We start from the raw sequence: 20871 nt of genomic DNA, 5'->3' as shown, positions 1-20871 counted from the left end.
GATCCCCATGACCGCCTTCTCTTCGACTGCCGCCATTATGAGGCCGGAAACCACGGCGCTGGAAGGCCTTTTGCGCGATGAATCCGCGCACGCGGGGCCGGCCCGGGTGGAAGTCCTGGATCGGGTGGATTCCACCAGCCGCTATCTCCTGGAGGACGTGTCCGCCGAGGCGCTGCCGCGGGCCGGACGGGTGTGTCTGGCGCGCGAGCAGACCGCCGGTCGGGGCCGTCGTGGCCGGGACTGGGTCGGGCACCCGGAAGACGGCATTGCACTGTCCGTGGCGTGGCCGCTGGAACCGGGTGAGCAGGTGCCGCCGGCGTGGCCGGTGGGCGCCGGACTGGTGCTCGGCGAGACCCTGCACGAACTGGGCTACGCCGCCGTCGGCCTGAAATGGCCCAATGATCTGGTGGTCGGCGAAGCCAAGCTGGGGGGCATCCTGGTCGAGCAGCAGGCGCCGCGTGTCGCCAACGGTGTCGGCGGGCGGCTGGTGGCGGGAGTGGGACTGAACCGCGCCGGGTCGCAGCGTCTGCAGCTGGGGCGTGCGGTGACCGACCTGGCCGCGCAGGGTGTCCCGCCGCCGGGCTGGCTGGAACTGGCGGGGCGCCTCGCCGCGAGTCTGCTTGAGGCGCATCCATGGCTGATGGCACACGGTCTGAGTCAGGCTGGCGAGCGGCTGGGCGCCGTGGATGTGCTGGCCGGGCAGCGCGTGGAACGCCTGGAGACCGGCGAGCGATTCCTCGCGCTGGGGATCGATCCGCAGGCCGGCACGCTCCGGGTGCGCGGCGAAGAAAGCGGGGAACGGGGCGAGGAACAGGCTTTGCATTCCGGAGAGGTCAGCGTGCGCAGGTGGAATCATGCCGAGTGACGGGAACCCGGGCCTGACGCTACTGCTGGATCTGGGCAGCAGCCGCCTCAAATGGTCCCTGCGCGACGCGTCCGGGGTGGAACAGGCCAGCGGTGCCGACGCCGATATCGCGGCCGGCGTGGCGGAGCTGGCGCGGACGGTGTCGTTTCCGCCGGTGGCCGCATGGCTGGCGCGGGTCGGGGCACCGGAGCGCTCGCAGCGCCTGCGCGAGGCCCTGGCCACGGCCTGGCCCGGTCTGACGGTCGAGGAGGTGGAACCCCGTCTGGAGGCGGAGTCCGGCGTGGGCCGCGGGGCGGCGGCGCAGTCGGGCGTGCTGGTGTCGCGATATGCCCACGGCCAGCTGGGCGTGGATCGTTATTGTGCCCTGCTGGCGGCGCGCGCGCGCGACCCGGGGCAGCCGGTGGTGCTGGTGGATGCCGGAACCGCCGTCACCGTGGACGTGCTGCGCGCCGACGGTGTGCATCTCGGGGGTTACATCCTGCCGGGGCTGCACGGTGGCTGGGCCGGGATGCAGAAGCTGCTGAGCGACCGCATCGCCCCGCGTGCGCCGGGCGCCGGTTTTGATCCGTGGCCCGAGCGCTCGCCGGGGCAGAGTACGGCCACGGCGCTGGACCGGGGCTGGGCCACGGCCTGGGCGGCGGGCGTGGCGGCCGTGGTGGCGGCCGGCCGTGAATCGCTCGTGGACACCCCGTACCCCGAGGAGGGGAGTACCGGCTCTGCGGGGGTGGCGCGCGTGCCGGTCTGTCTCCTGACGGGGGGGGATGCCCGGATGCTGATGGAGGATCTGCCGGGGCCGGTCAGAATGGATCCCCGGCCCGTGCTGGACGGGCTGGCCGTGCTCGCCGGGCTGGAGCAGGCGGACGAGTCACGCACGGGGAGGGCGGGGGAATGATGCGCTGGACGATTTTTGCGTTGCTGCTGGCCAACCTTGGCTATCTGGGCTGGGCCTACCAGAGCGGACACCTGGATCCGGACCCCTGGTCCGATGCTCCGCCCCCGGAGGTCGGGGGCGAAGGCATCGAGGTGCTGGAGGTGCGCACCGGGGCCGACGCGGAGCGTTTGCGCCAGCGCCTGGAGGCCCGGGAGGACCCCTCCGCGTCGGCCGGGGGCGGGGAATGATCGCTTCTTAATCCTCGCCCGGCATGCCGCGCTGCAGGGCGTCGAATCCGAGCGCGATGTCATCGGGGTCGGCACCCGGATGGATCTGCAGTTGGCCTTCCACGGCCGCCGGGTCCACGTGGCTGGCCGCCACCGCCTCCGCCGGCAGGTAATGCAGCCACCAGGCCAGTGCGGCCTGGGTGGGCACCTCGGTCCAGGGTTCGAGTTCCCCGCCCAGCCGTTCGGCATGAGCGTTCAGATCCTCGTTGAAGAACGGCTGCAGCCGGTCCAGGCGCGCCTGCGGGTCGGGTTCGCCGGCGGCGGTGTCCGTCGGATCGCGCTCCAGCGCCCGGGCGGCCCGGCGCAGTTCCAGACGGGCGATTTCCGGCCAGATCTGCGCGGGCAGATAGCCTTCCAGTTCGGGCTGGCCCTCGTCGGTGACCGCATGCAGAAAACCCGCCGGGATGCCCAGATAGGCATCCACGCCGCGCAGGGCGGTGTCGGACCACTCGAACAGCTCGTCATCGTCGAAGATCCGCGCACTGGCGGCCAGTGCCGCGATGGCCTGCCCCGAGGTATGGGCGTAGGTCGTGCGGTCGACCCGCGGCGGATCGGTGGCGCGGCGTTCATCCGGATCCAGTCGGTAATAGGCATTGTCGGCATACTGGGAGTTGCCGAAGCGCCGCTGGTCCTCGTCCCACATCGCATCGCGCAGCCAGCGGATCACGTCTTCCGCGATCTCGCGGTAGCGTTCATCGCCGGTTTCTTCCCAGGCGCGGGCGAACAGCCACAGGAACGCGGCATTCTGATCCAGGCGTTTGGAGGTCTCCAGGGCCCGGTCCGGGTCGCGCTGGTCGAAGTCATAGAAGAAAAAGAAGCCGCCATCCACCGGGTCGTGCAGGTCTTCGGCCACCTGATCCAGCAGACCCGGCATGCGCCCGGTCCATTCCTCCTGATCCAGCAGGAAGCGGTAGGTCCAGGGTTGCGGGCGCTTGCTCAGGGTGCCGAACAGCGCGCTGCCGCTGAGGCGGTCGGCGTCGGCGACGTACACCTGGTCGAGCATTTCAAGAAAGCCGCCGACCGTGGTGATCGGTTCCTCGGCGGGGGTTTCCTCGCGCCCCGTCACCGACACCACCCGCTGCTGGCGCTCCAGGATCCGGTACAGGCCGTCGGCGCGGATATGCCCGGTGAAGCGCGAGATCACGTCATCGTCCGGGGTGGTGATGACCACGAAGGGCAGACCGCGGCCGCCATAGCGCGTGAAGAGGTCGGCGCGCCGATCCAGGTCGATCAGGACCGGGATGTACTCCTCGTTCAGGATGTCCACCACCATGGGGTTTTCCAGCGACTCGTTCTGGAAGTCGATGCACCAGGTGCACCATTGCCCGTGGAAGTAGAAGAACAGCGGCTGGTTCTGATCCTCGGCCCGGTCGAACAGTTCGGGGTCGAAGCTGTTCCACTCGATCTGCGAATCCGCGGGGTAGTCTTCCGCCGGCGCCGCACCGACGAACAGCCACAGCGCCGCGATCAGCAGGGTACCCGCGGCGCGCAAGCCGTTGCGGGCGGATGAAACGTGTTGAGTTGCGGTTCCCATATCGGGCTCCCGGACCGCGTTGCGGTCGATTCTTTCGTAAAGCATAGACCCTGGCTGCGGGGCTTCTCCATGATCGCCGCGCTCGGCTGCTACCATGCCCGGGTTCATCCTAGGGGGCCTTGCATGAGAGACGAAAGCGCGCGGTTGGCTGTTCCGCGGAGGTGGCTGCGATGAGCGACGTGCGGATTCTGGTGCCGGGGCTGCGCGATGCCCTGGTGGCGGCACGCGCCGCCGGGGGCGGCGGGCTGGCGGTACGCTGGCTGCGGCAGTTGCTCGCGCGTTCGCGCGCGGCGACGCCCGCTGAAACCGTCACGGGGGTGCGACCGGACGAACCGCCCGGCTGGGAGCGGACCCTCGCGCAGGCGCTGGGATATACGGAACCCGGAAACGGAGGAGAGACGGGGTCCGCCTTGCGTACCTGGCTGGCCAGTCCGGTAGCACTGAATGCCGGCATGCGGGACCTGACCGCCCGCCCGGTGGACGGGGTCGCCGATACCGATCGGGAGGCCCTTTGGGCGGCCGCCGCACCGGAGCTGGAAAAGGTCGGGGCGCGGCTGGATCAGTCGCCGCAGGGCTTGTGGCTGCTGTCGATGGCCGCCGCGGGTGCCGACGGCGCCCGCAGCCCGTCGGCAGGCTGGGGCCGGCCGATGCCGGCCGCCGGCCTGGACAGCGAGGCCGCCCGCAGCCTGCAGGTGCTGGGCAACGCGATCCAGATGGCCTGGTTTCAGCATCCGGTCAACCAGCAGCGTGAACAGAGCGGTCTGGATCCGGTGCAGGGGCTGTGGTTCTGGTCGCCGGGCGAGCCGCTGCCCGCCGCGCCGTCCGTGCAGGTCGCCGGTGGCGGCATCCATGCCCGCTGGCTGGCGGAGACCGCGGGGGCGGACTGGAATCCCGATCCGGCGTCGGGTGGCGACGTGATCGTGATGGATTCGCTGGACGGTCCGGCGAGCCCGGAACGCATGGCCGAGCTGCTGTCCTCGCTGGTGCTCGAGGTCATCGCCCCGCGCGCCGCCGGCCTGCGCTTCGGTCGCACCGGGCGTCTGGAGATCGAGGATCCGCTGCTGCCACCGGCGGAGGGCCCGCGTCGCATCCTGCGCGGACGCGATACCTGGGCGCTGTGGCGCCGGCGGATGCCCTGGCCCGGTCTGTAACTCCATGCATGAGTGATACCACGCAGGCGGCCGGGCTTGGTATACTCCCGGGCTTTTTCCGCACGGGGAAACACCATGGAACTGAGTCCGCTCTACAGCCGGATCGAAGACCTGCAAGGCCGCATCGACGGCCTGAGGGGGTATCTTTGACTACGCTGGCAAGGAAGAACGGCTGGAAGAAGTCCAGCGCGAGCTGGAAGAAAACCCGGACATCTGGAATCAACCGGAGCAGGCCCAGGCCCTGAACAAGGAACGGGCCCAGCTGGAGGGCATCGTCCTCAACATCCGCGAGATCACGGATGCACTGAAGGACAGTCGCGAACTGCTGGAGATGGCCGAGGCCGACGATGACGCGGAAACCGTATCTTCGGTCGAGGCGGATGTCGCGGGGCTGACCGCCCGTGTCGAGGCCCTGGAGTTCCGCCGCATGTTCTCCGGCGAGATGGACGAGGCCAATGCCTACGTCGACATCCAGGCCGGTTCCGGCGGCACCGAGGCGCAGGACTGGGCCAACATGCTGCTGCGGATGTATCTGCGCTGGGCCGAGAGCAAGGGCTTCAAGGTGGAGGTCACCGAGCTCTCCGAGGGCGAGACCGCGGGGATCAAGAGCGCGACGGTGCGTGTCGAGGGCGACCATGCATTCGGCTGGCTGCGCACCGAGACCGGCGTTCACCGCCTGGTGCGCAAGTCGCCGTTCGACTCCGGCAACCGGCGCCATACCTCGTTCGCGTCGGTGTTCGTCTCGCCCGAGGTGGACGAGAACATCGAGATCGAGATCGATCCCTCCGACCTGCGCGTGGATACCTACCGTTCCTCCGGGGCCGGCGGGCAGCACGTCAACACCACCGACTCGGCGGTGCGTATCACCCACGAACCCACGGGCATCGTGGCCGCCTGTCAGGCCGGACGCTCGCAGCACAAGAACCGCGAGATGGCGATGAACCAGCTGCGGGCCAAGCTGTACGAGCAGAAGATCCAGGAGCAGAACGCGGCCAAACAGGCCCAGGAAGAGACCAAGTCGGACATCGGCTGGGGCAGCCAGATCCGTTCCTATGTCCTGGACCAGTCGCGGATCAAGGATCTGCGCACAGGCGTGGAGGTCGGCAACACCCAGGGCGTGCTCGACGGCAACCTCGATCCCTTCATTGAAGCCAGCCTGAAGAGCGGGCTGTAACCCCCGGAAAACCCTCGATGACCGAAACCACCGACGAGAACAAGCTGATCGCGCAGCGCCGCGCCAAGCTCGACGAGCTGCGCACGGCCGGCAACGCCTTCCCCAACGACTTCCGCCGTGATGCCCTTGCGGGCGAGCTGCATGCCGCGCACGGCGAGACCGAAGGCGAGGCGCTGGAGGCCGAGGGTATCGAGGTCTGCGTGGCCGGGCGCATGATCGGCAAACGGGTGATGGGCAAGGCCAGTTTCGTGCGCCTGCGGGACATGAGTGGCGACATCCAGCTGTTCGTGCAGCGCGATGCCCTGCCGGAAGGGGTTTATGCGGCCTTCAAGCAGTGGGATCTGGGCGACATCGTCGGCGCGCGCGGCACGCTGTTCCGCACGAAGACCGGCGAGCTGACCGTCAACCTGACCGAATTCCGCCTGCTGACCAAGGCCCTGCGGCCGCTGCCGGAGAAGTTCCACGGCCTGACCGACCAGGAGGCGCGCTACCGCCAGCGCTACGTGGACCTGATCACCAGTCCGGAATCGCGCGAGCTGTTCCGGCGGCGTACGCGGATCATCCGCTTCATCCGTGACTACTTCGAGGACGCGGGTTTTCTCGAGGTGGAGACCCCGATGATGCAGGTGATCCCGGGCGGGGCCACTGCACGTCCGTTCGTCACCCACCATAATGCGCTGGACATGCCGCTGTACCTGCGCGTGGCCCCGGAGCTGTTCCTCAAGCGCCTGGTGGTGGGCGGGTTCGAGAAGGTCTTCGAGATCAACCGCAATTTCCGCAACGAGGGGCTGTCCACGCGGCACAACCCCGAGTTCACCATGCTGGAGTTCTACGAGGCCTTCGTGGATCACCATGCGCTGATGGATCGCACCGAGGCGCTGCTGCGCGGGCTGTGCGAGCACGTGCTGGGGACCACCACCGTGGAATACCAGGGCGTGACCTACGAGTTCGGCCGGCCCTTCGCGCGCATGACCGTGCGCGAGGCGATCGTCGCCCACAACGACGACATCGCGGACGCCGACCTGGACGACATCGAGCGCGTGCGTGCGCACTGCGAGCGCAAGGGCATCGAGGTGAAGCCGGGGGTCGGGCTTGGCAAGCTGTGGACCGAGCTGTTCGAGGCCACCGCAGAGAATCAGCTGCACGACCCGACGTTCATCACCGCCTATCCCACCGAGGTCTCGCCGCTGGCCCGGCGCAACGACGACAACCCGTTCGTCACCGACCGCTTCGAGCTGTTCGTCGGCGGGCGCGAGATCGCCAACGGCTTCTCCGAGCTCAACGACGCCGAGGATCAGGCCGAGCGTTTCCGTGAGCAGGTCGCGGAGAAGGACGCCGGTGACGACGAGGCGATGCACTTCGATGCCGACTTCATCCGTGCCCTGGAGTACGGCCTGCCGCCCACTGCCGGGGAGGGCATCGGGATCGACCGCCTGGTGATGCTGCTGACCGACTCCAGCTCCATCCGCGACGTGCTGCTGTTCCCGCACATGCGCCCGGAGGCCTGATTGCTCAGCATTCGTCCCGGGCGATGACGCCCCGCACGAGGAGTCCGGCGCACTGTGCCGCGGGAGCAGGGCGGGCGACCAGGAACCCCTGGAGCGTGCCACAGCCGGCGGCTTCCAGGAAACGCTGCTGTTCGATGTTTTCCACCCCTTCGGCGACGGTCTCCAGGTTCAGGTTTTCGGCGAGGCTGAGGACCGTACGTACGATGGCCTTGCCGCTGCCGCCATTGTCGAGGTCGCGCACGAAGCTGCGGTCGATCTTGAGCACGTCCAGCGGGAAACGCTGGAGGTAGGCGAGTGACGAGTACCCGGTGCCGAAGTCGTCCAGGGCCACCCGCAGCCCCATGTCGCGAAATGCCCCCAGGGTGTGGATGACCCGCTGGATGTCGGCCATCAGCATGCTCTCGGTTACCTCGAGCTCCAGCGCATCGGCCGGCGTGCCGGTTTCGGCGAGGATCCGGCGGATCCGGCGCGGCAGATCCTGGTCCCGGAACTGCGGAGCGGCCAGGTTGATGGAGATCCGTGGCGAGGGCAGTCCGCTGGCCTTCCAGCGCTGATGCTGGAGGCAGGCCTCGCGCAGGATCCATTCGCCCAGTTCCCGAATCAGTCCGGTTTCTTCCAGTACCGGGATGAAGGTCCCCGGCGACAGCACCTGTCCATTGGGATCCTGCCAGCGGAGGAGGGCTTCGAGACCGGTAATGCGCCCGTTCCCGGCCTCGACCCGCGGCTGATAGTGCAGGAAGAAGCCTTCCTGGCGGTAGACGGCGCGCCGGAGCTGGCCTTCCAGGGCGACCCGTGCGCGCGCCGTGGTGTTGCGTTCGCCGGAGCAGAAACGCAGCCCGTTACCGCCTTCCCGCTTGGCCTGATCCATGGCGGCACCGGCGCGGCGCAACAGCTCGTCGGGTTCGCTGCCATCGTCGGGGTAGAGGGCCGCCCCGGCCGATCCGGGGACGTAGACCTCTTCGCTATCGATCGCGAAGAGTTCCTTCAAATGATCCACCAGGCCGGCCGCCTGCCGGACCAGGGTTTCGGCCTCGGCACTGTGACCCAGCACGATGCCGAATTCGTCGCCACCGATCCGGGCCAGGGTGTCGCCTTCCTCGAGGGCGCCTGCCAGACGCTGGCTGACCCGCTGCAGCAGCGCGTCGCCGGCGGCGTGGCCGAGCCCTTCGTTGATCCCCTTGAAGCGGTCGAGGCCCAGATGGAGGATCAGCAAGGGCGAACCGCGGTCGCGGGCGTATTCCATGCTTTGGTTAAGCCGCTGCAGGAACAGTTCGCGGTTGGGCAGGCCGGTCAGGGGGTCGTGCCAGGTCAGGTATTGCAGTCGGTCTTCGGTCTCGCGGCGTTCGGTGATGTCGTGCACGATCCCGGCCATGCGCCGTGGACGGCCCTGCTCGTCGAAACGCACGGTGCCGCGCTGATAGACCACCCGCGTGGTGCCGTCCGGGCGGCGAATGCGGTGTTCGATGTCATATTCCGGACCGTCCGGACGCAGGGCGGCATTGATCGCCTGCTGGACCCGCTCCCGGTCGTCGGGGTGAACGGCCGCCATGAACGACTCGTGGCTGGCGCCCCACTGCTCCCGGGTCATGCCGAAGATGCGGTAGACCTCGTCCGACCAGCGGATCTCGTTGTTTTCGAAATCCGAGATCCAGGAACCCAGATGGGCGATGCGTTGCGCCTCGGCGAGTTCGGCCTCGCGCTGTTCCAGCGCTTCGCGGGCCTGGTGGCGCTCGGTGGAGTCGATGCCCAGGGTCTGCAGGTGGGTGAGCCGCCCGTGCTCGTCGAAGAAGGCGCGGGAGGTCCATTCGACCCAGCGCCGGGTACCGTCCGCCCGAATGACCGGGTTTTCGATGATCCGGACCGGCTGTTCCGGCGTGAAGCGCGCCAGGTCGGCGAGGTTGGCCTCCTGGTGTTCGGGGGGCAGATCCTCGATCCAGCGCCGGCCGACCAGATCCGCCCCGAAGTATTCCCGCGCCATGCGATTGGCGAACAGGATGGTGGTGTCGGGCCGGTAGACCGTGATGATGTGCGGGTGGTCCTCGATCAGGCTGCGGTAATCGATGACCAGCGTATCGTCGGGCCCGTATTGATGTTGATCCGTTTTCATCCTTGATCCCTGCCTGGTGCCCGATCGCCATTGGCTCATTATGGAGATGGAAATTCGCCCGGTGCAATCGCGCCGGATCCGCCCGGCGAGTCCGGTTGCGCGAAACACCATGCGCAGATCGGGTATCCTTGTGAATCTGAATCCGTACTCAGGGAGCCATCAATGCAGCCCTTTGCCTCGCGCAATGTCTTCGGTGAGGAACTCGAGCCCTGTGGCCGCGACCCGGTGACCGGGTTCTATCGCGACGGGCGCTGTGCCACCGGACACGACGACACCGGCATCCATACGGTCTGTGCCGAAGTGACGCAGGCGTTTCTCGATTATTCCCTGGCGCAGGGCAACGATCTGGTGACGCCGATGGAGGCCTTCGGCTTCCCCGGGCTCAAGCCCGGAGACCGGTGGTGCCTGTGCGCCGGCCGCTGGGTGGAGGCGTATCGGGCCGGCGTGGCGCCGGGGGTGTATCTGCGGGCGACCCACGAGGAGACCCTGGCGATCATCCCGCTGGACGTACTGCAGGCGCACGCGCGGGATCCGGCAGAGTAGCGCGGACGCGTTCGCGGGCGCCTCAGACGGGGCGGGCCAGATACCAGCGGATGACCGCCCAGTCGTAGGCCGCGTGCGCGATCATCACCACCACCAGGTTCTCGGTCACGTGGTACACCCAGCCGAGATACAGGCCGATGAGGGTGGCGAAGACGAAGTACAGATGGCTTACGTAGTGCGCCAGCCCGAACAGCACCGAGGCCAGCAGGATCGCGGCCCCGGGCGGCAGGTGCAGACCCAGCCACTGCTGTAGCACGCCGCGTACCAGGAGCTCCTCGCCGACCCCGGCGAGCACCGCGATCAGCACTACCGAGCCGGCCGGGGCCCCGCGAAACAGCAGATCCAGGAATTCCTGCAGCTGTGCCCGAATGTCGCGAAACGCCGGGTGGTCGGTCCAGCCCAGCACGGCGACCAGCAGGAACATCGGGGTGGTGACCAGCAGGCCCAGGGCCACGGCCTCGATGCTCCAGTCCATCGCGCCCAGCAGCGGCACTCCGGCGAGCGCCGCTAGCGCGAACGCCACGGGGATGAGTGCACCCTGGAACAGGGCTCCGGCGAGCAGTGGATGACGGGCGATGAACGGTCGCAAGGTGGCGGGAGGGGCAATGGTTGGTTGCGGGCGGGCCGGCCGGGCGATCGCCGCGGCCGGCCGTCCGCCCGGGGCTTTGCCTCAGGCCAGGCGCGCGCGGTGGTCGAGGATCACGCGCACGCCGTGACGCTTGCCGCCGGGCAGGGCACCGAGCACGTCACGGCGCTCGGACTCCGCCAGGTGTTCGCAGGCCTGCGCCAGACCATGGCTGGGCAGACGGTCTGCAAGCCGTGCCAGGGTATCGGGATCCAGCGCCTGCAGCACCTCGGCCTGCGCCCGTTCAGTCAGCTTGAGGAAGCGCATGCGGGCGGCGGCCAGCTGGCCGGCGTCCAGCGCGCCCTGGATACCCGCCACGGCGGGGTCGGGACGCATGTCGGCCCAGTGCACGCCCCCAACGGCATGATCGCCGCGGAATTCAGTGGCCGTGGGGAAATCCTGCACGGTGTCCATTGCCAGTTCGGTCATCTTCGGTCTCCTCGCATCGATTCAGTGAAATCAACCAACAACACGATGCGAAGGCCGTCCGGAGGTCCCCGATCGGGGAGCGGGCGGTGGGGCAGGCACGACCCGGTCGCTACCGGGATGTGCGGGAACCCGTGATCCGGCGTGTATCCAGGTCACGACGGACCGGGTTCCGGGGCCTCGTTCAGACGAGGAGGCGGCGGGTCCGGGTCCGACGGACAGCTGGATACACGTCATCCGCCGCGCCGGCGGCCTTCGTGCATCGGCAACTGCAACTGTCCATGGGTGTCGTCATACCTCGTATGGCTCAACATGCGCTCGTGGCACCCGGCCACGAACGGGCGCGAATCATAGCCAAAGCGCGGGTGGCGAAACAAGCCTTGCGGCGGAATGCGTTGACAGGTTTCGGTGCGGGTTATAGTTTGACCCGTTTCCCGGCGCGCGCCGGATCAGGGTGCGCGTACCCTGATCGCGCCGGTCGCCAGCGCCGCAAAGCCTACGCCCGGTGATCCCGGGCCCAATCAGGAATCGACCCGTGACCGACGTCTTTCCCCGCATCGAGCGACTGCCCCCCTACGTCTTCAACATCGTGAACGAGTTGAAGGCCGAGGCTCGAGCTCGCGGCGAGGACATCATCGACTTCGGCATGGGTAACCCGGATCAGCCCACCCCGAAGCACATCGTCGACAAGCTGACCGAGGCGGTGCAGCGCGGGGACACCCACCGTTATTCGGTGTCGCGCGGGATCCCGCGCCTGCGCCGTGCCGTCACCCGCTGGTATCAGGATCGTTTCGACGTGGAGCTCGATCCGGAAACCGAGGCGATCGTGACCATTGGCTCCAAGGAAGGCCTGGCGCATCTGGCGCTGGCCACCCTGGGGCCGGGAGATGCGGTGCTGGTGCCGAACCCGGCGTATCCCATCCACCCCTATGGCTGCGTAATCGCCGGCGCCGACGTGCGCCACGTGCCGCTGACGCCGGACGTCGATTTCTTTGCCGAGCTGGAGCGCGCGATCCGCGATTCCTGGCCCAAGCCGAAGATGCTGATCCTGAATTTCCCGGGGAATCCGACCACGCAGTGCGTGGATCTGGAGTTCTTTGAACGGGTGGTGGAGATCTGCCGCGAGCACGGGATCTGGATCGTGCACGATCTGGCCTACGCCGAGATCGCGTTCGACGGCTATCGGGCCCCGTCGATCCTCGAAGTGCCGGGCGCCAAGGACATCGCGGTGGAGTTCTACACCCTGTCCAAGACCTACAACATGCCCGGCTGGCGGGTCGGGTTCATGTGCGGCAATCCCACGCTGGTGGCGGCCCTGGCGCGCATCAAGTCGTATCTCGACTACGGCACCTTCACGCCCATTCAGGTGGCGGCGATCTCCGCACTGGAAGGGCCGCAGGACTGTGTCGACGAGATCCGCGAGACGTACCGCGTGCGTCGCGACGTGCTGTGCGACGGCCTGAACAAGCTCGGCTGGGCGGTGGAGAAGCCGAAGGCGACCATGTTCGTCTGGGTTCCGATCCCGGAGCCCTATCGCGAGATGGGGTCGCTGGAGTTCGCCAAGAAACTGCTGCGGGACGCGAAGGTGGCGGTCTCGCCGGGCATTGGTTTCGGTTCCTACGGGGATGATCACGTGCGCTTCTCGCTGATCGAGAACGAGCAGCGCACGCGCCAGGCCCTGCGGGGGATCAAGGCGATGTTCCGGGCGGATTCCGTCCTCGCCGATGCCTCCGCGTAACCAGGCATTCGAAGACCAAAACCCGGATGCGGTGCATCCGGACGATCAGGGAAACAGGATCATATGACGCCGGTAAAGATCGGAATTCTCGGACTGGGAACGGTGGGCTGCGGCACGGTGAACGTGCTGGCCCGCAACGGGACCGACATCGCCGGGCGCGCCGGCCGCGGCATTGAAGTGGTGGCGGCCGCCGCCCGCGACATCGAACGGGAGCGTGACTGCGACACCACGGGGATCCGCCTGACCACCGATCCGGCGTCGGTGGTGGAGGACCCGGAAGTGGAGGTGATCGTCGAGCTGATGGGCGGAACCGATGCCCCGCGCGACCTGGTCCTGCGGGCGATCGACGCCGGCAAGCACGTGGTCACCGCGAACAAGGCGATGATCGCCCTGTACGGCAACGAGATCTTCGAGCGCGCCCATTCGCGCGGCGTGATGGTGGCGTTCGAGGCAGCGGTCGCCGGCGGCATCCCGATCATCAAGGCGATCCGCGAGGGCCTGGCGGGCAATCGTATCGAATGGCTGGCGGGGATCATCAACGGGACCGGCAACTTCATCCTGACCGAGATGCGCGACAAGGGTCGTGACTTTGAAGACGTGCTGGCGGAGGCCCAGTCGCTGGGTTACGCCGAGGCCGATCCGACCTTCGACGTGGAGGGCATCGATGCCGCCCACAAGCTGGCGATCCTGGCGTCCATCGCGTTCGGGATCCCGCTGCAGTTCGACCGCGTGGCGGTCGAGGGCATCAGCGGCATCACCCGCGAGGACGTGGGCTTCGCCGCGGAGCTGGGGTACCGCATCAAGCATCTGGGCATCGCGCGGCGCATGCCGGACGGCTACGAACTGCGGGTGCATCCGACCCTGATCCCGGAACGCCGGCTGATCGCCAATGTGGACGGGGTGATGAATGCCGTGCTGGTGCAGGGCGACGCGGTGGGGCCCACGTTGTACTACGGCGCCGGAGCCGGTGCCGAGGCGACCGCCTCGGCCGTGGTCGCCGATCTGGTGGACGTGGTGCGCGCGCTGACCACCGACCCCGAGAATCGCGTGCCGCATCTGGCGTTCCAGCCGGACGCGCTGTCGGAACGCCCGGTGCTGGCGCTGGAGGATGTGCAGACCTCGTTCTACCTGCGCCTGCGTGCCCAGGATCGTCCGGGCGTACTGGCCGACATTACCCGGATCCTGGGCGAGCATGGCATCAGCATCGAGGCGATCCTGCAGCGCGAGCCCGACCCGGAACGGGGCGAGGCGACCATCATCATGCTGACGCACGCCGTGCGCGAGGGCGCGATGAACCAGGCGATCACGGCGGTGGAACAACTGCCGCACCTGCTGACTCCGATCACGCGTATCCGCATGGAAGCGCTCTGAACAACCAACTGATCCGATCCACGACACGAGAATCCGCATGGCCCACGGACACCGCTACACCGGACTGATCGACCGCTACCGCGATCGGCTGCCGGTCCACGACGACACCCGCGTGATCTCCCTCGGCGAGGGGGCCACGCCGCTGATCCGGCTGAACAACATTCCCCGCGAGCTGGACAGCGAGGTGGAGATTTACGTCAAGTACGAGGGTCTGAACCCCACCGGCTCGTTCAAGGACCGGGGCATGACCATGGCGGTCACCCGCGCGGTGGAAGAGGGTTCGCGGGCCATCGTGTGCGCCTCCACCGGCAACACCTCGGCCGCTGCCGCGGCCTATGCCGCCCGCGCGGGGATCACCGCGTTCGTGGTCATACCGGACGGCAAGATCGCGATGGGCAAACTGGCGCAGGCGATGATGCACGGGGCCACGGTGATTCAGATCGCCGGGAATTTCGACGACGGCATGCGGCTGGTCAAGGAAGTGGCCTCGAATACCCCGGTGACCCTGGTCAATTCGGTCAACCCGTACCGTCTGCAGGGCCAGAAGACTGCGGCGTTCGAGATCATCGAGGAGCTGGGTCGGGCACCGGATTATCACTGCCTGCCGGTGGGCAATGCCGGCAACATCACCGCGCACTGGATCGGCTACAGCGAGATGGCCGCCCGCAGCAGCGAGGACGTGACCGACGCCTGCGCCTACTGCCAGGGGCACTGCAAGTACGCCGGGGGCGGCATGGTCGGGAACCGGCCGCACATGGTGGGCTATCAGGCCTCGGGGTCGGCGCCGTTCATGCGCGGGGCCATGGTGGACGACCCCGACACCGTCGCGACCGCGATCCGCATTGGTCACCCGCAGTCCTGGGACATGGCGTGGAAGGTGCGCGAAGAGTCCGGCGGCTGGTTCGACGAATGCGCGGATGACGAGATCCTGGCCGCGCAGAAACTGCTGGCGGAGAAGGAGGGGGTGTTCTGCGAACCGGCCTCCGCCGCCTCGCTGGCCGGCGCCCTGCGCGACATTCGCTCGGGGCGAATCCCGGCGGGGTCCACCGTGGTCTGCACGCTCACCGGCAACGGCCTCAAGGACCCGGACACCGCGATCAGTCAGAGCGTGGTCCAGCCGACGCGGGTGCCCGCAGAGCTGGACGCCGTGTCGCAGGCGATCCGCGACAACCTCGCCTGAAGCCGTCGGCCTGAACCCCGGGGGCCGGTTCCGGCCCCGCGGGCAGGGTCAGTTTGCCGGTCGTTCGGGGATCTCGATCCGGGCGGCCTCGCGCAGGCGTTCGATCTCTTCCTGGATCGCGCGGCTTTCCAGGATCTCGATCAGTTCGGCCCGCACGTCTTCCATGGGCGGCGGGTCGACCGGGCGCGTCTCCTCCAGCCGGATCAGGTGCCAGCCGAAGCGGCTTTCCACCGGATCCGTCGTCGTCTCGCCGGGTTCCAGGCGCTGCACGGCAGCGCTGAAGGCCGGCACCATGCGGCCGGCTTCGAACCAGCCCAGGTCACCTCCGCGTTGGGCGGAGCCGGGGTCGGTTGAATGCGTTTCGGCCAGCTCGGCAAACGAAGCCCCGTCCTCGAGTTCGGCCAGCAGGTCCCGGGCGGTCTCCTCGCTCTCGACCAGGATGTGGCGGGCGCGGTACTCCTCGGCGGCCATCTGCTCCACCTGCCGCTCGTATTCGGCGCGCAGGTCGTCCTCCGTGAGTTCCAGTTCGGCCGTCAGGCGTTCCATCATCTCGGAGGCGAGGAAATTGGTGCGGACCATCTCGAGGATCCGGCGCGTTTCTTCTTCCTCGTGCAGGCCACGCCGCTCGGCTTCCTGGCGCAGCAGCCGCAGGCTGATCAGTTCGTCGATCACGCCATCATCGCCGGCCAGCCCGGGGTCGTCGTCCAGGCCGGAATAGGTAAAAACATCGGCCCGGGTGATCGGTTCGCCATCGATGCGCGCGAGGATTTCGGCGTCTTCGGTCGTCGTGGCGGCATCGGTTTCGTGGCCATTGCGTTCGTCAGACGGACCATCGTTGCCGCAGGCGGCAAGCGAGGTGACGGCGGCCAGGATCGCGGCCGCGAGCAGGCCGCGGGGTGCGGACAGGGGGAACGTTGATGCGGCCATTCAGAACACCTGCTTGAAGGGGCGGACATCCACCGAGGCATACACCCCGGCCCGGACATAAGGATCGGCATCGGCCCATTCGCGGGCCGCTTCCAGCGACGGGAATTCGGCGACGATCAGGCTGGCGCTGAAACCGGCCGGCCCTGGATCGGGGCTGTCGATCGCGGGGCACGGACCGGCCAGCACCAGGCGTCCGGCATCGCGCAGGGCCTGCAGGCGTTCCAGGTGTTCCGGACGCGCCGCCAGGCGGGCGTCCAGCGAATCGGGGGCATCGTGGCCCTGGATCATGTAGAGCATCGGCATTCCGTGTCGGGGGGACAGGCGGGCATTGTAACGTCACGGGCGGGTGCGGCGTGATGGTCGGGTCACAGTTGCGCTACACTGCGCGCTTTGTCCGATCTGCGGTTCCCCATGAGTACGTTCGCGATCCACCCCGAGAATCCCCAGCCACGGCTGATCCGCCAGGTCTGCGACCGGCTGCAGGAAGGTGCGGTGATCGCCGTGCCCACCGATGCCTGTTATGCGCTCGCGTGCCTGCCCGGTGACAAGACCGGCGCCGATCGCATCCGCCGCATCCGCGAGGTGGACGAGACCCATCATCTCACCCTGCTGTGCCGTGACCTGTCCGAACTGGGGGTGTACGCCAAGGTGGACAACAGCGCCTTTCGGCTGATGAAAACCCTGACGCCGGGGCCCTACACCTTCATTCTCCCCGCCACCCGCGAAGTCCCGCGGCGGCTGCAGCATCCCAGGCGCCGGACGATCGGACTGCGGGTGCCGGACAGCCCCATCGTGTCCGCGCTGCTGGCGGAACTCGGAACGCCGCTGATGTCCGCCACCCTGCAGCTGCCGGGGGACGATACCCCGCTGACCGAGGTGTGGGAGATCGAAGAGCGTCTTGCGCATGCGGTGGACGCGATCCTGGACGGCGGCGCGGGAACGCTGGAGGCCACCACGGTGCTGGACCTGACCGGTGACGGCGTGGAAGTGGTGCGACAGGGCCTCGGGGACGTGGCCTTTCTGGAAGAATAGCCATGCGTAAATGGATCATCCTGGTCGCTCTGCTGGTCGCCATTGGTGCGGCGTGGCCCTGGTATGTCGGGGGACAGGTGGAAGGCACCCTCGACGCGCGCATGGAGCTGCAGGCGGGTGGTCTGGAACTGCGTCACGAGCCCGTTCGCTACGAGCGGGGCTATCGCGAGGCGCGTGCGGAAGGAACACTGCACCTGCGTCGTGGCGAGGACGCTTACGAACTACCGGTGGTACACGAGGTGCAGCACGGGGTGCTGGGCGCGAGGATCGCCACCCGCCTGGATCACGCGGCCCTCGACGACGCCCTCGCGGAGCATGACGGGCTGGCCGCGATCCTGCAGCGTCTTGCGCCCGAGGCGGAGAGCCGGACCGGCCTGGGTGGCGGCGTCACGACCCGCCTGCGCGTGCAGGATACGCGCCTGGATGTTGCGCAATGGGCGGCAGTGGCACCGCTCCGGGACGCGGAGGGCCCGCTGTGGCTGGAGTTCGAGGACGCGCTGGGGCAGTTCGCCTGGTCGGACGAGCAGGCGATGGCGAGTCTGTCGATCCCGCGTCTGCGACTCGATCAGGCGGACGGAACCCTGGTGTTCGAGGGTCTGCGGCAGGTCCTGGCGCTGGAGCCGGACGCCGACGGGGTCTATGGCGTGCTTCCGGATTATGAAGGCGGCGTGGCGGCCGACCGGATGGAATGGACGGGTCCGGGATGCGAGGGCAGCCTGCTTATGGAGCGTGCCCGGATCAATGCGTTCCAGAGCACCCATGGAGACCGGCTGGACGCCCGCGCGCGCCTGGAAATCGACCGGATGACGGTGACGCGGGGCACGCAGCGTCTCGTGCGCCATAGCGGACCGATGGATCTGCAGCTGGGGCTGGAGCGCTGGGACCGCGCAGCCGTGGAGCAGCTCGCCGGAACCCTGCGTGACCCGGCGCACCGGCGCCAGGAGGCCGAGCAACGCCGCGATCTCACCCATGCCGCGATGATCGATGCCGTGAGCCAGTCGCTGGAACGCAGCCCGGCGGTGACGCTCGGGGCGATCATGAACGACGAGCCGGAGCAGCGGCTGGAGCTGGAGGGCAACCTGGTCTTTTCCGGTACGCCCGAAGGTTTCCGCATGCGCCCGGTGGAGGCGATCGCGCTGGACATGCAGGCCGCGGTCGGGCTGCAATGGCCGGAGTCGCTGGCCGGGCTGACCGACCCGGAGCCGTTCGGCCGGGTGCTGGCCGCGGCCGAGGCGGATGCCTGGCTGGAACGCGACGGCGAGATCCTGAGCGGGACTCTGGCGATGCGTGACGGCCGCATCCACGTCAACGAGCGGGACCGCACCGCCAGTGCCCTGGGCCTGCTGTTCGCCGCCGCCGGCGGCATGTTCTGACACCGACCATCTCAGCCTCATCAGTCAACCATCAGGAAGGATCGCGACCGTGACCACCAATCAGGGGACGAATCAGCGTGTCATCTCGGGGATGCGGCCCACCGGGCGTCTGCATCTCGGGCATTATCACGGAGTCCTGAAGAACTGGATCGAGCTGCAGCATAACTACGAGTGCTTTTTCTTCGTTGCGGACTGGCATGCGCTGACCACGCATTACGAAGACCCGGGCGACCTGCAGCAATACGTGACCGAGATGGTGATCGACTGGCTGGCCGCGGGGGTGAGTCCGGGATCGGCCACCCTGTTCGTGCAGTCGCGGGTGCCGGAACATGCCGAGCTGCATCTGCTGCTATCCATGATTACCCCGCTGGGCTGGCTGGAGCGGGTGCCGACGTGGAAGGACCAGCAGGAACAGCTGCGCGAGAAGGATCTGGCGACCTACGGGTTTCTCGGCTATCCGGTGCTGCAGAGTGCCGACGTGCTGGCCTATCGCGCCGGCATGGTGCCGGTGGGCGAGGACCAGGTCTCGCACCTGGAGGTCACGCGCGAGCTGGCGCGGCGCTTCAACCATCTGTACGGGCGCGAACCCGGGTTTGCCGAAAAGGCCGAGCAGGCCGTGGACAAGATGGGCAAGAAGGCAGCCAAGCGCTACCGCGATCTGCGCAAGCGCTTCCAGGAGCAGGGCGAGGACGAGGCCCTGGAGGTCGCCCGGGCGATGCTGGAATCACAGCAGAACATCTCGCTGAAGGACCGCGAACGGCTGTTCGGCTATCTCGAGGGCGGGGGCAAGATCATCCTGCCCGAGCCGCATCCGAAGCTGACGCCCACCGCGAAGATGCCCGGGCTTGACGGGCGCAAGATGTCCAAGAGCTATGGCAACACCATCAGCCTGCGGTCCGAGCCGCAGGAGGTGGAAAGCCAGATCCGGACCATGCCCACCGATCCGGCGCGGGTGCGCCGCACCGATCCGGGGACGCCGGAAAAATGCCCGGTGTGGGAGCTGCACCAGGTCTACACCGGCGAGGACAAGCGGGGCGAGCTCTACGAGGGCTGCACCACCGCCGGGATCGGCTGCCTGGACTGCAAGAAGCCCCTGATCGCGGCCATCCAGGAGGAGCTGGAGCCGATCCAGCAGCGCGCGCGCGAATACGCCAGTGATCCGGGGCTGGTGCGCTCGATCATGGTCGAGGGCTCGGAGGCCGCGCGCGAAGAGGCGCGCGAGACCCTGGAGGAGGTCCGGCGCGCGATGGGGCTGGACTACCTGCGGTAGAGCCGGTGAGCGAACACGCCGAAGACGCCAGCGTCGACCCCGTTGATCCGGCCGCCGCCGGGGAGGGCGAGCACGTCTGGCGTGTTCACGGCGAACCGGTCGCGGAGCTGCCCGAGGACCTGTACATCCCGCCGGATGCACTGGAAGTGTTCCTCGATTCCTTCGAGGGGCCGCTGGACCTGCTGCTGTACCTGATCCGCCGGCAGAACCTCGACATCCTGGCGATCCCCATCGCCGAGATCACGCGCCAGTACATGGCCTACATCGAGGTGATGCGTGCCCTGCGCCTGGAACTGGCGGGCGAATACCTGGTGATGGCGGCACTGCTGGCCGAGATCAAGTCGCGCATGCTGCTGCCACGCCCGGCGGAGGCGGACGCGGAAGACGCCGGTGATCCGCGCATGGCGCTGATCCGTCAGCTGCAGGAATACGAGCAGTTCAAGACCGCGGCCGAACGCCTGGACGCGCTGCCGCGCATGGAGCGGGATTTCTTCGCTGCGGGCGCTGCGACCGACGCACTGGAAGGCCCGCCGCCCCCGGCACCGTCGCTGGATGCCCTGATGGACGCTCTCGCCGGGGTGATGCGGCGTGCCAGTCTGAACGCCCACCACCACGTGGCCACCGAACAGCTGTCGGTGCGCGAGCGCATGACCCGGCTGCTGCAGGAGCTGGACAGCGAGACCTTCACCGACTTCGTCGGCCTGCTGGAACGGGCCGAGGGCCGCCAGGGAGTGGTGGTGTCGTTCCTCGCCATCCTCGAGCTGGCCAAGGCGGGGCTGGTGGAGTGGGGCCAGAGCGAACCCTACGCCCCCATCCGCCTGCGTCGGCGCGGCGGCGACGCCTGACCCCGACGCGCCCCGCCGCCCCATGTCCTCCCTTCCTCGGGGCT

General features: G+C 68.2%; 20 protein-coding genes. 14 read left to right on the top strand and 6 right to left on the bottom strand.

Annotated features, from left to right (window positions below; translation table 11 throughout):
* The first annotated feature begins 37 nt into the window (after window positions 1–37).
* From C998_RS0104235 to C998_RS0104225, 3 genes are read left to right on the top strand one after another with little or no spacing between them, the layout of a single operon-like run.
* Window positions 38–865 (top strand): biotin--[acetyl-CoA-carboxylase] ligase, encoded by an 828-nt coding sequence (locus tag C998_RS0104235; protein WP_026279467.1) that lies wholly within the window; start codon window positions 38–40, stop codon window positions 863–865.
* Complete coding sequence (locus C998_RS0104230; protein WP_018869612.1) at window positions 855–1757, top strand: type III pantothenate kinase; 903 nt, start codon at window positions 855–857, stop codon at window positions 1755–1757. Before C998_RS0104235 ends, C998_RS0104230 begins: the two co-directional genes overlap by 11 nt.
* Window positions 1754–1984: a hypothetical protein gene (locus C998_RS0104225; protein WP_018869611.1), complete on the top strand. Its 231-nt coding sequence runs from the start codon at window positions 1754–1756 to the stop codon at window positions 1982–1984. Before C998_RS0104230 ends, C998_RS0104225 begins: the two co-directional genes overlap by 4 nt.
* 7 nt (window positions 1985–1991) lie before the next feature.
* On the opposite strand, the gene C998_RS0104220 is transcribed toward C998_RS0104225, so the two are convergent.
* On the bottom strand, window positions 1992–3557 hold the full coding sequence (locus C998_RS0104220) for a DUF255 domain-containing protein (protein ID WP_018869610.1): 1566 nt from the start codon (window positions 3555–3557) through the stop codon (window positions 1992–1994).
* Window positions 3558–3727: 170 nt separating this feature from the next.
* Between C998_RS0104220 and C998_RS0104215 the strand changes: the two genes are divergently transcribed.
* From C998_RS0104215 to lysS, 3 genes are all read left to right on the top strand, one after another.
* Window positions 3728–4708: a hypothetical protein gene (locus tag C998_RS0104215; protein ID WP_018869609.1), complete on the top strand. Its 981-nt coding sequence runs from the start codon at window positions 3728–3730 to the stop codon at window positions 4706–4708.
* Between the two features lie 75 nt (window positions 4709–4783).
* A protein-coding gene (gene prfB, locus C998_RS0104210) for a peptide chain release factor 2 (RefSeq protein ID WP_099049988.1) occupies window positions 4784–5882 on the top strand; the annotation gives its coding sequence in 2 pieces (ribosomal slippage) (window positions 4784–4855 and window positions 4857–5882; 1098 coding nt in all).
* A gap of 17 nt (window positions 5883–5899) precedes the next feature.
* Entirely contained in the window at window positions 5900–7390 is a 1491-nt protein-coding gene (lysS, locus tag C998_RS0104205) for a lysine--tRNA ligase (RefSeq protein WP_018869607.1), read from the top strand.
* Between the two features lie 4 nt (window positions 7391–7394).
* Here lysS and C998_RS0104200 read toward each other — a convergent pair whose 3' ends face one another.
* On the bottom strand, window positions 7395–9497 hold the full coding sequence (locus tag C998_RS0104200) for a bifunctional diguanylate cyclase/phosphodiesterase (protein ID WP_018869606.1): 2103 nt from the start codon (window positions 9495–9497) through the stop codon (window positions 7395–7397).
* A gap of 162 nt (window positions 9498–9659) precedes the next feature.
* Here C998_RS0104200 and C998_RS0104195 point away from each other — a divergent pair, with 162 nt between their 5' ends.
* The gene (locus tag C998_RS0104195) at window positions 9660–10040 is read left to right on the top strand and encodes a DUF2237 family protein (protein ID WP_018869605.1); all 381 of its coding nucleotides are present in this window, start codon (window positions 9660–9662) and stop codon (window positions 10038–10040) included.
* 22 nt (window positions 10041–10062) lie between these two features.
* Here C998_RS0104195 and C998_RS0104190 read toward each other — a convergent pair whose 3' ends face one another.
* A complete protein-coding gene (locus C998_RS0104190; RefSeq protein ID WP_026279465.1) occupies window positions 10063–10629 on the bottom strand; it encodes a CPBP family intramembrane glutamic endopeptidase in 567 nt (188 codons plus the stop codon).
* An 81-nt stretch (window positions 10630–10710) separates the two neighbouring features.
* A complete protein-coding gene (locus C998_RS0104185; RefSeq protein ID WP_018869603.1) occupies window positions 10711–11094 on the bottom strand; it encodes a magnesium transporter MgtE N-terminal domain-containing protein in 384 nt (127 codons plus the stop codon).
* A gap of 532 nt (window positions 11095–11626) precedes the next feature.
* Between C998_RS0104185 and alaC the strand changes: the two genes are divergently transcribed.
* The 3 genes from alaC to thrC all read left to right on the top strand — a co-directional run bounded on the left by alaC (window position 11627) and on the right by thrC (window position 15380).
* Window positions 11627–12829, top strand: coding sequence for an alanine transaminase (gene alaC / locus C998_RS0104180; protein ID WP_018869602.1), 1203 nt, complete (start codon window positions 11627–11629; stop codon window positions 12827–12829).
* 63 nt (window positions 12830–12892) lie between these two features.
* Entirely contained in the window at window positions 12893–14200 is a 1308-nt protein-coding gene (locus tag C998_RS0104175) for a homoserine dehydrogenase (RefSeq protein WP_018869601.1), read from the top strand.
* Between the two features lie 37 nt (window positions 14201–14237).
* The gene (gene thrC, locus C998_RS0104170; protein ID WP_018869600.1) at window positions 14238–15380 is read left to right on the top strand and encodes a threonine synthase; all 1143 of its coding nucleotides are present in this window, start codon (window positions 14238–14240) and stop codon (window positions 15378–15380) included.
* Between the two features lie 48 nt (window positions 15381–15428).
* Here the strand turns inward: thrC and C998_RS0104165 are convergent, their stop codons facing one another.
* Together C998_RS0104165 and C998_RS0104160 are read right to left on the bottom strand one after the other, a co-directional pair.
* Window positions 15429–16307 carry a peptidylprolyl isomerase gene (locus C998_RS0104165; protein WP_018869599.1) on the bottom strand — a complete coding sequence of 293 codons (879 nt, stop codon included), beginning with the start codon at window positions 16305–16307 and terminating at the stop codon, window positions 15429–15431.
* A complete protein-coding gene (locus C998_RS0104160) occupies window positions 16308–16604 on the bottom strand; it encodes a YciI family protein (RefSeq protein WP_018869598.1) in 297 nt (98 codons plus the stop codon).
* Window positions 16605–16718: 114 nt separating this feature from the next.
* On the opposite strand from C998_RS0104160, the gene C998_RS0104155 reads away from it, so the two are divergent.
* From C998_RS0104155 to C998_RS0104140, 4 genes are read left to right on the top strand one after another with little or no spacing between them, the layout of a single operon-like run.
* Window positions 16719–17339, top strand: coding sequence for an L-threonylcarbamoyladenylate synthase (locus C998_RS0104155; RefSeq protein WP_038036659.1), 621 nt, complete (start codon window positions 16719–16721; stop codon window positions 17337–17339).
* 2 nt (window positions 17340–17341) lie between these two features.
* Window positions 17342–18712: a DUF945 family protein gene (locus tag C998_RS0104150; protein WP_018869596.1), complete on the top strand. Its 1371-nt coding sequence runs from the start codon at window positions 17342–17344 to the stop codon at window positions 18710–18712.
* 49 nt (window positions 18713–18761) lie between these two features.
* On the top strand, window positions 18762–19982 hold the full coding sequence (locus C998_RS0104145; protein WP_018869595.1) for a tryptophan--tRNA ligase: 1221 nt from the start codon (window positions 18762–18764) through the stop codon (window positions 19980–19982).
* A 5-nt stretch (window positions 19983–19987) separates the two neighbouring features.
* Window positions 19988–20827 carry a ScpA family protein gene (locus C998_RS0104140; protein ID WP_018869594.1) on the top strand — a complete coding sequence of 280 codons (840 nt, stop codon included), beginning with the start codon at window positions 19988–19990 and terminating at the stop codon, window positions 20825–20827.
* Window positions 20828–20871 lie beyond the last annotated feature (44 nt).

The organism is Thioalkalivibrio sp. ALgr3 (assembly GCF_000377325.1).
GTDB lineage: Bacteria > Pseudomonadota > Gammaproteobacteria > Ectothiorhodospirales > Ectothiorhodospiraceae > Thioalkalivibrio.
This window is presented reverse-complemented; position numbering and strand designations above follow the sequence as displayed.